This window comes from Pseudomonas sp. KH_024_B2 (assembly GCF_057839965.1).
The window spans coordinates 2,331,601-2,346,457 of the sequence record NZ_CM174502.1; the positions used below are offsets into that span (position 1 = coordinate 2,331,601).

The following is a 14,857-nucleotide window of genomic DNA, read 5'->3' on the forward strand; positions in this document are numbered from 1 at the left end:
GGAAGAACCTGCTAATCGGGAGTTCGGGGAGTAGTCCGAACCCGGCTCAGAGAAGGTAACTAGATATGAGCTTCGAAATTTCTACAATCGAAGTTTTTCCGGTAAATTCAAACTTTACTTTGCCCAGCGACGAAAAATAAATTTCCAGCTCGGAGTCCAAGTCAAATGTTCCAGACGTCTCCACGGAATAGGCGACGATATTTTTGTAGGGCAAGGAGGTGAAGTCCTTTTTGCTTCCGGTGATGCCTTGCACGTTCACCGCGATGATTCTTTTGTTCGTAAATACCACGCCATCACGCATGGATTTATATGAATCGATTACCTGCTCTCCCTCCAGCAGAAGGGAGGTGACACGTTCTGCGTACTCATTGTTTTGTTTCAGCTTGAAGAAACCCTTGTTGTTGAAATCAATCATCCAGCGGTCCTCGTTATTAAAATAATCTTCCAGGATTCCTGCAGTCTGCTGACTATTATTGGCTGCAAATCCTTGCTTGCCAGCTCGATTCGCCAGCATTCCGTACTACCTGTCAATTTGTTACGCGCCGAGAATAACATCCCCAAAGTGGGCACCCATTAGCCGGTATCAAGTCAAGGCTAATGGGCGTCCCCTTTTCCAAACGGTTGATCCCTCCTCGAACCCCACCATTGCCGGGTGGCCAAAAATAGAAATGGCGGGACTGGGGCAGTACAAGCTCCAATCCCACCCGGTAACGGCAAGCCAGAGCATTCTGGCCGTACTCAAAACCGTCGCTCGCAAAAATATTCTGCGGTCGATCTCGTCAGAGGCTGCTTTTGGCCGGTTTCTGCCGGTCACCACCGGCAGCTATGGGATGAAAGCCACCTCTGACGACTCGACTGCGTCGGCCAAAACCAATTGCTTGCGGCACGGAACCTCTCATCTTTGGCATGACGCACACGTCCACATTTTCAAATGTTTAGCTTCGAAGCAGGAAAGGCGTCACCCTCGCTGATCGACACGGCGAGACGTGTGAACTGCGGCAAGCGGCGTTCCAACAGGCCATTCGTCTCACCAGGGTCTGTTGACGTCGCTGCGAACCGCCGCGATCAGGGAAACACGACCGCCGCCGCGAGATACAGCAGCAACGCCAGCAGCAACACCACGGTGAAGCCCAGGTGGATCGCCAGCAGGGTCGCCAGCACGGCCGCCACCACCGATGCGCTGGCGTTGACGCCCCAGGCGATCGGCACCAGTGCTTCGGCGCGCGCGGAGACGCGCCCGAGTCCGAGCGGAAACGGCATGCCCATGGCGAACGCCAGCGGCGCTACCAGCGCGGCGCAGATGCCGAACCTGGCGAGGATCCGCACCGGCGCCAGCAGCTGGAACAACGGGGGCAGGGCGATCAGGTAGAGCAGGGCGATCGCGCAGATCGCCAGGACTGGCCGCGCGAGCGGATAACGGGGCCCCACACCAGTTCCAATGTCCCCCCGCCGCCGGCCGGAGTAACGGCTGCCGAGGCCAGCGAAGATCAGGAACGCGCTGAGCGTTACCGCCACCGAATACAACGGGTGGCTGAGGAAAAGGGTGAACTTCTGGATGAAGGCGATTTCCACGAACATGAAGGCGAAGCCGATGGCGGCGAAGTAGGACACGACCCGAAGTTCGAACCTGGCCAAAGCCGCATTCCGAGAGCGCCGCTGGCGCCGCCGCGCCACCCATAGCGGCGCCAGGATCAGCAGCACGGCGGCCACGCTGGACTGCAGCAGCGTGGCGATCAGCACCGGATAGCCCCACTCCAGCATTGACAGGCCGCCCTGCGCCTTCAGCGCCAGCAGTTCCGGCAGCGAGCGCCACTTGAAGAAGTGGAAGAAATACGGCCGGTCATCCATGGTCGGACGCACGTCGAACTTGTAGCGTGCCAGGAACTCCGCGCGCTCGCCGGACAGCAGGGCCTGCGCCGCTTCGAAGAACCAGGGCCGGTCGAGCAGGTTGTAGCGGTTCGCCTCGGCCACGGTCATCCCGGGGTAGTAGGCCAGGTCGAAGGAGCGCGCCCGGCAGAACTCCCGCAGCACGGCGATGCCGGCGTCGTCGAAATCCCTGTTGCTGACCAGCAGCGTCGCGGTCTTCCAGCCGCGGATCATGACGATGCGGCGCGCCGCGCTGGCCTGCCCGTCGCGCTCGATGGCCGCGGCCGCGGTGGCCAGCAGCCTGGGAACATCGCGGGGCGGCAGGGTGACCCAGCGGGTGATGGCCAACAGGCCGCCGGGCGCGAGATGGCGCAGGTACTCGGCGAAGGCATCCACCGTGTACAGGTAGTTCTCGGACAGCGCATGCAGGCCGCCCGAGGCGGTGCCGAAGGAGTCCAGCAGGGCGATCTGGATCAGGTCGTAAGGCTCGCCGCGCGAAGCCACCAGGCCGCGCGCCTCGCCGATCAGCACACGGACGTTGGGCGCGCTGTACGGCTTGCCGGAGAAGTCGGCGAAGCGGCGCTGGACCAGATCGATCACCTGCGGGTTCAGTTCGATGGCATCCACCGCGCTGGCGCCGTGGTAGATCGCCTGCAGCACATCGGCGCCGGCGCCGCTGCCCAGCACCAGCACGCGGGGTTGCCGCAGCAGGTGATAGGGCAGAGCCGAGGTCAGGTAGTCCAGGTAGGCGAGCGGCTCGCGGCGCCCGTCATAGCGGTTCAGCACGGAAAGGCCGTCGCCGTCGGTGAAGATGGCCAGTTGTGCGGGCGGTTCCTGCGTCGCGTTGAGGCTTAGGCCCGGCGCGTGGCGCAGGGGAATGGTCGGGCTGTCGACGACCGTGAGCAGGCCCAGCGGACTCCAGGTCTGGGCGATTGCGCGCGCATCCTTAATACGCAGCGTCTGGCTCAGTTCCTTGTACTCGGAGGGCGACAGGGCGATCCAGCGCCCGGGCACGCCGGCCGGCACCGCGACCGCCGCCGCCAGCAGCAACGGCACGAGCCAGTGCCTATGCCCCGTGCAAGCCATGCCGGCCAGCGCCCCGGCGGCGATGCCGGTGCCGCCCAGCAGCCGCAGCGCATCGACGGGCGTCAGGGCGAACAGTGCGGCGACGATCGCCAGGCTGCCCACGCCGGCGCCGAGAATGTCGAAGGCGTAGATCCGATGAATCTGTTCCTGATAGCAGGTGAAGGTCAGGCAGATGCACACCGCCGCGCAGAAGAACGGCACAAACAGCAGCAGGTAGATCAGCAGCAGGCGCGCCGACTGCCGCGCGTCCCAGAGGATCTCGAGGGGATTGAACGGAACCTGCTGGGCCAGGCTGAAGCAGGCGATGGCGCTCAGCCCGAACAGCACCGCGCCGCCGATGAACACGCCGTGGAAGCGCGGCGCCAGCACAGGCCGCGCCAGCGCCACGGCGGTGCCGGCAGCGCCGTAGCCGAGCAGCGCGACGCTGATCATCATGTAGGCGAAATGGTGCCACTGGATGATCGAAAGCAGTCGCAGCAGCAGCACCTCATAGCCGAGCGCGGAGGCAGACAGCAGCGCCAGGGCGAGCAACGGCGGCGAATGCATGCTCAACCACCTCCGACCAGCGGCACGAAGCGCACAGGCAGCACCTGCCGGGTGGACACACTGCCATCGCCGGCCCTCTCGATCAGCAGCAGGTACTGGATCATGAACGGCGCGCCGACCGGGATTACCATCCGTCCGCCGGCCTTGAGCTGGGCGATCAGTGGCGGCGGCACATGGCTGGCGGCGGCGGTGACGAGGATGGCGTCGTAAGGCCCGTGCTCGGGCCAGCCGTGGTAGCCATCGCCCAGCCGGGCCTGCACCTTCGCATATCCCAGCCGGCCCAGGCGCTCCCCGGCCTGCACTGCCAGCGGCTCGATGATCTCCATCGTGTAGACCGCCTGCGCCAGCTCGGCAAGGATCGCCGCCTGGTAGCCCGAGCCAGTGCCGATCTCGAGTACCACGTCGCCGGGCCCGACCTGCGTCAGGTCGGTCATCAGGGCGACGATGTAGGGCTGGGAGATGGTCTGGCCGTAGCCGATCGGCAGCGGGCGGTTCTCGTAGGCGTAGGGCACCTCGTCGGGCGGGACGAACTTATGGCGTGGCACCTTGGCCATCGCGGCCATCACCGGCGCGGCAAACTCGACCCTGCCGGTTTCGTCGCGGGTGACGGACGACATGTTGGCGATCTCCCGCACCATGGCGTCGCGCAACGGCGCGAACGGGTCGTCGGCATGCAGGCCGGCGGATGCCAGCGCCAGAGCGATGGCAGGCGCCAGGATGCGCGTCAGGAGCATCACCGGCTTCACAATGACTCCTCCGTCTGAGGAATAGTCGAATCGTATGGCCGGCGGGCTGGCTCGGCAAGCCGGGGTGCCGGCGACCAAACCAGGCTGCGGCGACTGCCTGAGAAAGTATCGCAACCTGTAATACTACCGGCATCGCGATACCTTAGCTTCATAGCAAGCTGCGATAACAGGCTCACAATGCACGTCATTACTCAGAAACGCATCCGGGAAGCCCAGCAGAAATGGTCACACTCGGCCAATGCACTGGAAGCCTGGTATCGCCTGATCCGACGCACAAGCCCGAGCGACTTCGCCGCCATGAAACAGCTATTCCCAAGCGTCGACAAGCATGTGTTCGACATCGGCGGCACCCGGCCAGTTCAAGCGGTGATACAAAAGTGAATGCGATTGTCAGCTAGTGGCCGGATTCTGCCTGTCGCCACCGTCAGCTATGGATCGGTTGCTGCCCTTCGCGACTGGCAGAAATCGGCCAAAAGCGGCCAGTGGAAGGGCTGCGTCATGTCAGCAACGTTGTTTGATTCGGCGCCTATACCGATGAGCAGCTAGGGGTATCTAAGCCGGGGGCAGGTCCGTGCCGCAAACTAAGTAAAGTGTGCGGGTCATTAAAAAATTTGGGATGTGTGGTGTTCTCTGGAGCATGCCCGCTCCCACATAGAGCCACGGGAGTCCTAGGCGGGCGTGATATACGTGACCATCCACCGCAAAAACGCCTTCACCTTGGGCACTTCCCCCGCATGCTCGGCATGGGCGATGAAGTGTGCGCCGGCGCTGGGCATGGCGTAATCCCAGGGAATTACCAGGCTGCCCCGGGCCAGTTCGTCGCTCACCATGTACCGGGGCACCAGCGCCACGCCGTACCCCGACTGGGCGGCGCGAATGCACATGTAAAACGTGTCGAAACGTGGGCCGTGGTAGCTGTTTTGCGAATGCAGACCCTGTTCCAGAAACCATGCATGCCAGGCCTCAGGACGGGAGGTGCATTGCAGCAAAGTGTGTCGGGAAGGGGCGATCTCGGTGCTGGCGACGAACCCCGGGGCGCAGACCGGCACCACATCTTCACTGAACAATTCAATGCAGGTCGCACCCGGCCAGGAGCCCTGGCCGTAGAAAAACGCGATATCGGCCTTGGCCTGCAATACGTCGAAAGGCTCCAGATCGGTGCGCACGTCCAGGTGAATGCGGGGGTGCAGCGCTGCGAAGTCCTTGAGCTTGGGCACCAGCCAGCGGTCGCCGAAGGTCGGCTGGGTGGCGATGCGCAGGACTTCGGTTTCGCCGCCGTAGCTGAGGATGTAGCGGCTGGAGATGTCCACCTGATTGAGGATTTTGTGCACTTCGGCCAGGTACAAGGCGCCGGCCGGCGACAGGTGCAGGCGTTGGCGCACTCGCTCGAAGAGGTTGTGGCAGAGCATTTCCTCCAACTGCGCCACCTGCTTACTGACGGCGCTTTGGGTCAGGTGCAACTCTTGGGCGGCGCGGGTGAAACTGAGGTGGCGAGCGGCCGCTTCGAAGCACTGCAGGGCGGTCATCGACGGCGTTAAACGTTTTGAAAACACGAGGCCACCTAAAGGGGAACGGATGCGGCGCCAGGGGCAGTTCATTCCAAACCGGAAGGAGCGCTTGCCGAAAGGTCGTTTGCTGGACGGCTAAAAAACCACTAAAACTCACCGGCATCAAGGATTTCATCCACTATCGGGTGCGTGCAGGCGCGCGACATGTGCGTCGAATAACAAGAAACACTAGGGAGTCGTTGGCATGAAGAGCATGAAATCCACCCTGGCCTTGCTGGCCGCCACCGCCCTGTTGGGTGTGACCGCTACCGCTCAAGCGGGGGCGACGCTGGATGCCATTACCAAAAAGGGCTTTATCCAGTGCGGTGTCAGCGATGGTCTGCCGGGGTTCGGCGTGCCGAACGCTCAGGGCAAAATGACCGGGATCGACGTCGATGTTTGCCACGCTGTGGCTGCCGCGCTGTTTGGCGACGCGTCGAAAGTGAAGTTCAGCCAGTTGACCGCCAAAGAGCGCTTCACCGCGTTGCAGTCGGGGGAGATCGACCTTATTTCCCGCAACACCACCTGGACCAGTTCCCGGGACGCCGGCATGGGCCTGGTGTTCACCGGCGTGACCTATTACGACGGGATTGGCTTTTTGGTGAACAACAAACTGGGGGTGAGCAGCGCCAAGGAACTGGGCGGCGCGACCATCTGCATCCAGGCTGGCACCACCACCGAACTCAACGTGTCGGATTACTTTCGCGCCAATAACCTCAAATACACCCCCATCACCTTCGACACCGCCGATGAAAGCGCCAAGGGCCTGGAAGCCGGTCGTTGCGATGTGTTGACCACTGACCAGTCGGGCCTTTACGCCCAACGGATCAAAATGGCCCACCCCGACGAATTCGTGGTGCTGCCGGAAATCATCTCCAAGGAGCCGCTCGGCCCGCTGGTGCGCAAGGGCGACGAGGAGTGGTTCAGCATCGTCAAGTGGACCCTGTTCGCCATGCTCAACGCCGAGGAAATGGGCATCACCTCGCAGAACGTCGAAGAGCAGGCCAAGAGCACCAAGAACCCGGATGTCGCACGGCTGCTGGGTGCCGATGGTGAATACGGCAAGGACTTGAAGCTGCGCAAGGACTGGGTGGTTCAGATAGTCAAACAGGTCGGCAACTACAGCGAAGTGTTTGAGCGCAATATTGGCCAGGGCAGCGTGCTGAAGATCAAGCGAGGCCTCAACGCCTTGTGGAACAACGGCGGGATTCAGTACGCACCGCCTGTGCGCTGAAGTGTTGAAATACGATCTTTAAAACACAAAATGGTTACCCCGTCGCACCCTGTGAACGCCCACTAAGCTTTCACAGGGTGCCTATCGGAGACCATAGCCATGAACAAAGTAGATATTGCCACCTCTGAGATGGCGAAAACCGTTTCGTGATTTGACTGCCTACCTCAGGAGCCTGGTCGCCGCTTCCAGCCATTGATGAAAGGCTGCTTCGGGTCCAGGCTGTGTGAAAACGTTTTAGAGCAAGTTTGACAGTCAGAATCGGAACAAAAATCGCGTTCCTATGCAAATTTCAGGTCTGGCTGACCAAGCAAACGCCGACAGATTTTACGTAGCAACGCAGACTTCAAAACGGCGCATGCGTTTTCACACAGCCGGGGTCGATTGAAGCCCTTCGCGACAGGCAGCTACCGGCCAATAGCGGACAGTGGACAAGCTGCCGGCATGTCAGCAGCGTAATTTGATTTGCCACCTATACTCATCAGGCAGTTCGGGTTTGCCATCTTTGTCGTGCCTCTCCTCGAGCAATGTCGTACGCGCAGTGACCACACTCAGGCAAAACACGGACTTGCAAAATGACAAGAAGCGTTATGCCCTCAGCGTTTTCGACCGTCACCAGGAGGATCGCCCATGAGAAACATATCTGTCCTGTCAGCTGCCTTTGCAGTCGTTCTTGCAGGCTGTGCCTCAGCCCCATCGGGGCTCGAGTCCGGTACTGCACACACGGAAGTTTGCAAGGCAACCAATGAGCAAGAAATCTCGGCCTTGTTTGACCGATGGAATCGCTCGCTGCAAACCGGGGACCCACACCAAGTTGTCGCCAACTATGCCGAGCGCTCGGTCCTTCTTCCTACCGTGTCGAACAAACCGCGATTAACCGCGGCCGAAAAAGAGGACTACTTCCATCACTTCCTGGAAAACAAGCCCGCAGGCAGGATCGACTCGAGAACAATAGAGATTGGTTGTAACTCAGCGGTTGATGCTGGGCTCTATACGTTCACCTTTGGCACTACGGGTGCTCAAGTCAAAGCTCGCTACACATACACCTACAAGTGGGACGGAACGCAGTGGTTGATTACTAGTCACCACTCCTCTGCAATGCCAGAGAAGAATTGAGGTGGCCATCACCCAAAACAGCGTCTGATTCTTGCTCAGCCGGACAGCCCGAATCTGCGTGCCTCTCCGAACCCCATGGGCAACAGCGATCTCGGTTCGTTATGATCGGAGTTCATGAAGCCCCCATTCCCGATCCGCCAACCCTGCCCGCCCGGAGCCTGCATCTACGGGCTTGAGCGACTGCTGGACACTCCCGGCGCCGATCTGCGCATCCTGCGCCTGACCCGCCAGGAGGAAAGGCGCCTGCTCGACCGGTTGAATCCACAGCTGAAAGCAGTCCCTTGGCGAACGACTGCTTCGGGTCGATTTCTGCCTGTCGCGACCGACTGCAATCGACCCAACGCTGACATCAGGCGATGGATGCTCTTGGCCAATAGCCGTGATTAAGCAACCAGCGTAATCTTTCGGCCTTCCCGCACAATTGAGGCTAGCAACAGATGACGGAACAGCTTTGCGTTGTATTCATTCCGGCGCTTTCGGTGGCTTTGCAAAGCGCCGAAACGAACAAAGGCTCCCCACTTACAGAGTCCGAGGCACTCAAAATCCGTGATCAAGCGACGTGTGTTGCAGTTCCATTCGACGTCGCCCTGGATATGGAGAACGAACGTGGTTTCCGGGACTTAGTTGCCGAGGACTGCTGGAATGAATGGCAGCGACTACGGCTCTCAATGAAGAAATGCCCCCTCTGACTTGCACCAATACTCAGTCATAAGATGCAGTCTTCACCTGCCCATTGCTGCCGAAATGAGAGGCAGCTATTGGCCCAGGCTGTGTAAAAACGCGCTGCAGGTGTTGATGCATGCGTTCCTACGCGAAATCTACTGACGATCGGATGCTCAGCAGACCTGAAATTTGCGCAGGAACAGGACTTTTCGAGTGATTCCGCTCAGCCGTACCGATTGAAAATCGTTTTTACACAGCCTCGGCCGATTGCTGCCCATCGCGAAATGGTGCAATCGACCGACGCCCTTAAGGTTAGTTAACTCAATCCAGCACCGGGTGCAGGAAAGAGCGTTCATAATTCAGGATAAATCTTCTCTGGGTAGCCTCCGCCACCAATCTGATGCATTCCTCGTCCCGCTCGCCTTCTTTGCGATAGTGAACGTGATCGCACCATGTAAGGATGCGTGCCGCCACCTTCGACACCCGCCTGCGATAGCAGCGTATCCCACTGTATGCGCACGCAATGGTTTTGAAAGGCTTCGAGGGCATCTGCCGCCCGCGCGGTTGAGTTCACTGACAGCTAGCCACTTGGTAGCCGATCGACGAGGAAATCCACTAAAGTCTTCACCCTTCGGATCGGCGTGCCAACGGTAGTGACCTAAAGAAGCGACTAAATGTTGTGTTGGATCTCCAGCATCCTGAACGTCACTTTTCCGCCCTCGGTGGGATAGCCGGTGTTGTCCTGCACATACGCACCCGCTTTGAAATACAGTGGTTTGGTCTTCCAGCTCGGGTCGATGGTGGTTCTCCAGTTGTATCCTGCTGCGCTGATGCCCAGCGCGCCCTTCGGGCTGAGGTGGATCTGGTAGGAAAAGTTGCGGTCGAGCGGCACACCCGTCGCAATGGTAATGACCTGGCCCTCTTCATCGTCGGGGCGCATGCGCACCTTGGCGACAATGTTTCCCGTCGAAGCCGACGTTTTGTATTGGTATTCCAGCTTCACCATGGGGCTGTTGCTGTCCTTGTTGTGAATCTGACCAATCACGATCTTGCCGGTGCTGGGCACCTGATTGACGGTCAGACTCGCCCGCAGAATGTTATCCGCCGCTGAATACTGCCAGTTGCGCAGCGTTCCATCGCTATAGGTTTCCCGCAACTCGCTGCGCGGGTAAATAGCGTTGGCCGTCCTGGAACCGGTCACAGGTGCCCAGAAGGAAAGGGTAGCGGCTTCAGAACTGAAATACTGGTCCTTGAAGCCTTGCGCCAGTCGAGGCGTTTCTATGGTAGCCGGTGGGCTGCCTTCAGGGATGCTTAAATTCCAGGTGGCGAGGTCGATCATGTCAATAATCCTGTATGCGGGGAATGTTGCGGCCACAGTTGCGCTCGAACCGACGCTATTGAGCTGTGTCAATTGGGTCTGCTGATTAGGAAATCCGTATGGCGGTAGATTGACGTCAAATGTTCGTCAAGGTGGTTGTAGCAGGCTTTGTGCCTACGGGGGTCACCGTTAGTCGGCTATTTTGGGAGTTGATGGAACTAATCCGGGTTGCTTAGCAGCTGCAGCGAAGGGACCTAAGCCATCAGCGGTGGACGGGTCGGCTAGGATGAGTGCATGCACTGGACGAAGAACACGCTCAGAATCCGGTTCTGAATAACCGGCGCGCCGCGCCATAAAGACAGGAGACCGCTCATGAGCCACCGAAGCAATTTTGCGCTGTTGAGCTTTGATCCGGCGTTTGCGTCGTTGCGCGATGGCCTTTCGGTCGCTCAGCAGATTGACGACACACTCTGGGTGGCGAACGACGAAACCACGAGCCTGGAACGCCTGAAAATCCAGGATGCTGCGCCCGGCGGCGTCGTAAGGTGCGACGAGCACCAATCGTTTCCGCTCCTGGAATATCTGGATCTGCCCATACCGAAACAAGACGCCGAGATCGATATCGAGGGTTTGGCCTATGTCCCTGACAGTGGTTACCTCTGGGTGGTGGGCTCCCATAGCCTGAAGCGCAAGAAGTCCGAGGCCGGCACTTCTGCACAGAAGAATATCAAGCGCCTGTCGACGGTAGAGGCGGACGGCAATCGTTTTCTGCTGGCCCGCATCCCTGTGGTGCAGCAGAACGACAGCTATGTACTCGCCAGGAAAGTGGATGCCGATGGACGTACAGCGGCGCAGCTGCAGGGCAACGAAGTCGGTAACGACCTGACCGCGGCCATTGCTGAAGATCCTCAGCTACGCGACTTCCTGCGTATCCCGGGTAAGGACAACGGCTTCGATATCGAAGGGTTGGTGATGATCGGCTCGCGCCTTCTGCTGGGGCTGCGTGGACCGGTGCTACGCGGCTGGGCCGTGTTGTTGGAGATCGAACCCGAGCTGAACGACGCCTCGTCTGACACGCTGGTGCTGAAGAAGATCGGTCCGGATGGGCGCCGCTACCGCAAGCACTTCTTCGCGCTCAATGGCCTGGGCTTGCGTGACCTGTGCACCCGCGGTGACGATCTGCTGATCCTGGCGGGCCCCACGATGGAGCAGGACGGTCCGGTAACGGTCTTCCGCTGGCGCGGCGGTTTCGCGTCCGACGAGGAAAGCGTGGTCTTCACCGATCAATTGGAGAAGGTGCTGGAGGTGCCTTTCGGGCAAGGCAACGATCACGCTGAGGGCATGTGTCTGTTCCAATCGGGCGAGCAGCCTGGGGAGGTTCTGATGATCGTCTACGACTCTGCGGCGGAGAGTCGTAAACACGGCGATACGGATGTGGAAGGGGACCTGTTCATCCTGGATTAGCCACGCACATCGACGTCAACGCGGCCTGTAGATCAGTTTGCCTGGGCTGCTGGTCGCCACCCTCGGACTTGCAGCACTGGCCCTGCAGTTCGAGTCGGTCTTCATCGCGGTGAAATGACTCGGCGTTGCCTTTATCCTGTTCATCGCCTGGAACTTATGGTCAAAGAACACCGAACAAATGCAGGCACCTCCAAAGCGCTCAGCAGGCCGGGCCTTCTCGCCGGAGCCGTGCTGACTCTGAGTAATTTAAAGCCGTCGTATTTTTCGGCGCGGTGTTGCCCCATGCATTTGATCTGACGGCTCTGTCCTGGCCAGAAGTCATCTTCATTACCGCGCTCGGCATCGGGATCGATCTCACCGTCCAATTGACTTACCTCGTTACCGCGTCGCGAATCTAGCGGGCCATCCAGTCACCGAAGACAATGAAGCGTCTGAATAGAACGTCAGCAGGCGTCATGACGGGTTGTGCGGGTTGGGTGGACGTTTGCTGATGGCGGATTTGAGGCGCAACCAGTGACCGCTAATGGCCGTTTTCTGCCGGTCGCACCGAAGACTTGTCTGGATCGAATCTAACCACTGACTCGCCAGGGGCGCGTCCGAGCGAAATGTTGATTTGCAGGACCAGGCCCAGATTCATCCCTCTATTCAAGATATTCATACGCCGTAATAAGCGGCTATAACAATGAGCGCGAGAAAACAGACCAACTGAACGCAAAAGAAGGTAAATCGAACTGCCACGAACGTATCGGTTTGCACATGGGATACGTGAACCAGAGACTGGCACACGCGAGCGATCAGGACGATTATGGACAAGTAGCTCACTGCAGGGCCGTCGACACCAAGGGCTGAAATCACAAACACGATGGCGCCAAAGACAGGCAGATTTTCCACACAGTTCGCGTGTGCTCTAGTCCCGCGCCGATACCAATCCTCGCCTTCGAGCTGATCGCTTCGGAAAGAGGCAATCGGAACATTCGAGAACAAGATTCCGACCCAGCGATACACCCCGACGGTGGCTATCAACAGCAGCAAAGTCCAGGTCGCAAACCCAAGCAGCATCCACATCGGTATCGTCATGGCCGCCATCCTCAATCAATCATTTTCAGCTCGTCATCCCACAGCCGCGCGGCCGACGCGCGGTCGGTCGCGCCCTGTCGATCAATTGCTCATGATGGGTGCCAGCGCGGTCTGAATCCTGGACATCTGTGCTGGTGTTGTCATGCGCGTAAGCAGCCGGCCAAAGTGTGGATGCTGCACGCCCGAGATAATGTATTGCCAGCGGTAGGCGCTCAGCACGCAGGCGTTGATTTGCGCTGTCTCATCGACACTGAACGATCGTGAAACATTTCCAATAAAGTAGTCGGCATCGGATGCCGATTGTGCCTGCAGGATTGCGTCGACGGCCGCCACCAGCGCAATCAGATCGTTCACTGCCTGGTCGCGCTCGGCGGGCGAGAGTTTCGCGTGCTCCGCCTTCCACTCCAGTTCATCAAGTACGACGTGCCGGCTTTCATCCTTCCAGTGAAATTTGAAGACATCCTTGAATAGTGGGCACAACTCCTCGCGCGGGGCGATGCTTTGCGCGTAGTGCGCCTGAACAAATAGCTCGATATGACAGGTCAGCGCCAGCACCGACCAGGTGCTGGCCGCAAGTACCACGCGCGCCACATCGTTTGGATCGACAACCTGACGATATCCCGCTGGCAGTTGCGAACCCATCATCGTCTCCATGCGCCGGAACAGCTCCTGGTGCTTGATCTCGTCGTTAGAAAAGCGCACCAGCGCTTCGAGTGCGAGCTGATCGTCAAATACATGGGCCCGACCTTGATCGAGCATTTTGGCACTGATAAAACGCTCGACCAAACCAAAGATATACGCATAGGTTCGGCCCTGAATCTGACTGAGCAGACGCGCCTCGTCCGCGGCGAGAAAGGTCAGGCGGTCGATCCGCGATAGTCCGTCGGGCAAGAATTTGCGCGAGAAGTCGAAACTCCGGTCCTGTAGCAAATCACGATCGATCTGCCATTCCGCTTTCTTCGATGATCTGACAATTTGAGCATAACGGGCGGCGTTGCCCGAATCTGAGCTGGGTAGGGTAGCGACGGTGTTCATATTGATCTCCGGCTTGCGTGGTCGAGTTGGAATGGGCCAATTACGGTTAACGCCGGAGTCAATGACCATTGGTGAAGCATCTGGGGATAGTCTCGATCACTGTGTCCGCGTTGGTGCTAATCTGGGCCTCGCAGTTCAGGCGGTGAATGACCAGTGCGCCTGATTACATGCTCCGGACTCCGGAAAGGAGGGCTGGCAATTGTTGGATGCGCTTTCTGATGTCTTGCGTGTGATTCGGCTGTCTGGAGGGGTCTTCCTCGAGGCGGAATTCACTGCGCCCTGGTGCATCAACGGAAGAATCTCTGCGGACGATTGCAAGCCGTTCCTGGCGGCGCCTCGACATATCATTGCGTCGCATTTTGTCGCCGCCGGAAACATGCAATTACGAATCGACGGTGGTGCCACCATCGACGTGGGGGCAGGCGAACTGGTTCTGCTTCCTCGCAATGACGCTCATTCTTTTGGCAGCGACCTGAGCATTGCGCCCATGCCGGCGAGCGAAGTCATTCAGCCGCCAGAAGTCGGCGGCATTTCACGAATCAAGTACGGCGGGGGCGGCGAGACCACGCAGTTATTGTGCGGATTCCTCGGCTCTGAAACACCCTTCAGTCCGTTGCTTTCGTCGCTGCCATCCTTATTGAAATTAGACGTACGCGCGACGGCTTCGGGAGCCTGGATTGAAAGCTCATTCCGTTTCGCTGTCAGTGAGATCGCGGCAGGAAGCGTCGGCTCGACAACGGTCATCGCCAAGCTATCCGAATTGCTGTTCGTCGAAGCCGTCAGCCAGTATGTCGCGAGCCTCCCGGCTGAGCGGCGCGGGTGGCTGGCGGGTTTGCGAGATCCGCATATCGGGCGCGCACTGGCGCTGCTCCATGCACGTCCCACCGAGGGCTGGACTGCAGAAGCCCTGGCGCTTGAAGTGGGCATGTCGCGCTCGGTATTCGCGGAGCGATTCACGGCATTGGTCGGACAGCCACCGATGCAATACCTGACGCTCTGGCGTATGCACGTGGCGGCTCAACACCTGCGCGAAGGTCGCGGTAATGTGGCGCAAATCGGCTTTGCAGTTGGCTACGAATCCGAAGCTGCGTTCAGTCGTGCATTCAAACGCCAGTTCGGCACATCACCCGGCACTTGGCGCAGACAATCAGCATGAGAAGGT

At 59.2% G+C, this 14,857-nt stretch carries 12 protein-coding genes and 2 pseudogenes; 7 read left to right on the forward strand and 7 right to left on the reverse strand.

The window, feature by feature from the left end; translation table 11 throughout:
• Positions 1-46: 46 nt before the first annotated feature.
• The 3 genes from AC3I0A_RS10935 to AC3I0A_RS10945 form a co-directional block, all read right to left on the reverse strand.
• Positions 47-415 carry a PH domain-containing protein gene (locus tag AC3I0A_RS10935; RefSeq protein WP_489378476.1) on the reverse strand — a complete coding sequence of 123 codons (369 nt, stop codon included), beginning with the start codon at positions 413-415 and terminating at the stop codon, positions 47-49.
• A 650-nt stretch (positions 416-1,065) separates the two neighbouring features.
• Entirely contained in the window at positions 1,066-3,498 is a 2,433-nt protein-coding gene (locus tag AC3I0A_RS10940) for an SAM-dependent methyltransferase (RefSeq protein WP_489377782.1), read from the reverse strand.
• A 2-nt stretch (positions 3,499-3,500) separates the two neighbouring features.
• On the reverse strand, positions 3,501-4,244 hold the full coding sequence (locus AC3I0A_RS10945) for a protein-L-isoaspartate(D-aspartate) O-methyltransferase (protein WP_489377783.1): 744 nt from the start codon (positions 4,242-4,244) through the stop codon (positions 3,501-3,503).
• 177 nt (positions 4,245-4,421) lie between these two features.
• On the opposite strand from AC3I0A_RS10945, the pseudogene AC3I0A_RS10950 reads away from it, so the two are divergent.
• A pseudogene (locus AC3I0A_RS10950) lies at positions 4,422-4,598 on the forward strand (type II toxin-antitoxin system HigB family toxin); the annotation flags it as partial.
• 314 nt (positions 4,599-4,912) lie between these two features.
• On the opposite strand, the gene AC3I0A_RS10955 reads toward AC3I0A_RS10950, so the two are convergent.
• Positions 4,913-5,770 carry a LysR family transcriptional regulator gene (locus AC3I0A_RS10955; RefSeq protein ID WP_489378477.1) on the reverse strand — a complete coding sequence of 286 codons (858 nt, stop codon included), beginning with the start codon at positions 5,768-5,770 and terminating at the stop codon, positions 4,913-4,915.
• 226 nt (positions 5,771-5,996) lie between these two features.
• On the opposite strand from AC3I0A_RS10955, the gene AC3I0A_RS10960 reads away from it, so the two are divergent.
• The 4 genes and pseudogenes from AC3I0A_RS10960 to AC3I0A_RS10975 all read left to right on the forward strand — a co-directional run bounded on the left by AC3I0A_RS10960 (position 5,997) and on the right by AC3I0A_RS10975 (position 8,827).
• Positions 5,997-7,025 (forward strand): amino acid ABC transporter substrate-binding protein, encoded by a 1,029-nt coding sequence (locus tag AC3I0A_RS10960; RefSeq protein WP_095077204.1) that lies wholly within the window; start codon positions 5,997-5,999, stop codon positions 7,023-7,025.
• A 627-nt stretch (positions 7,026-7,652) separates the two neighbouring features.
• The gene (locus tag AC3I0A_RS10965; protein WP_489377784.1) at positions 7,653-8,138 is read left to right on the forward strand and encodes an SgcJ/EcaC family oxidoreductase; all 486 of its coding nucleotides are present in this window, start codon (positions 7,653-7,655) and stop codon (positions 8,136-8,138) included.
• 114 nt (positions 8,139-8,252) lie between these two features.
• Positions 8,253-8,396: pseudogene (locus AC3I0A_RS10970) on the forward strand (hypothetical protein); the annotation flags it as partial.
• 179 nt (positions 8,397-8,575) lie between these two features.
• On the forward strand, positions 8,576-8,827 hold the full coding sequence (locus AC3I0A_RS10975; protein ID WP_489377785.1) for a hypothetical protein: 252 nt from the start codon (positions 8,576-8,578) through the stop codon (positions 8,825-8,827).
• A gap of 644 nt (positions 8,828-9,471) precedes the next feature.
• Here the strand turns inward: AC3I0A_RS10975 and AC3I0A_RS10980 are convergent.
• Complete coding sequence (locus AC3I0A_RS10980) at positions 9,472-10,140, reverse strand: polysaccharide lyase family 7 protein (protein WP_489377786.1); 669 nt, start codon at positions 10,138-10,140, stop codon at positions 9,472-9,474.
• Between the two features lie 351 nt (positions 10,141-10,491).
• Here AC3I0A_RS10980 and AC3I0A_RS10985 point away from each other — a divergent pair, with 351 nt between their 5' ends.
• Positions 10,492-11,583, forward strand: coding sequence for a DUF3616 domain-containing protein (locus AC3I0A_RS10985; RefSeq protein WP_489377787.1), 1,092 nt, complete (start codon positions 10,492-10,494; stop codon positions 11,581-11,583).
• 654 nt (positions 11,584-12,237) lie between these two features.
• Here the strand turns inward: AC3I0A_RS10985 and AC3I0A_RS10990 are convergent.
• Both AC3I0A_RS10990 and AC3I0A_RS10995 read right to left on the reverse strand, forming a co-directional pair.
• Positions 12,238-12,660: an MAPEG family protein gene (locus AC3I0A_RS10990; RefSeq protein WP_489377788.1), complete on the reverse strand. Its 423-nt coding sequence runs from the start codon at positions 12,658-12,660 to the stop codon at positions 12,238-12,240.
• 81 nt (positions 12,661-12,741) lie between these two features.
• Positions 12,742-13,695: a diiron oxygenase gene (locus AC3I0A_RS10995; RefSeq protein WP_489377789.1), complete on the reverse strand. Its 954-nt coding sequence runs from the start codon at positions 13,693-13,695 to the stop codon at positions 12,742-12,744.
• Positions 13,696-13,894: 199 nt separating this feature from the next.
• On the opposite strand from AC3I0A_RS10995, the gene AC3I0A_RS11000 reads away from it, so the two are divergent.
• Positions 13,895-14,851, forward strand: a complete 957-nt coding sequence (locus tag AC3I0A_RS11000) for an AraC family transcriptional regulator (RefSeq protein WP_489377790.1) — start codon at positions 13,895-13,897, stop codon at positions 14,849-14,851.
• Positions 14,852-14,857: the final 6 nt, after the last annotated feature.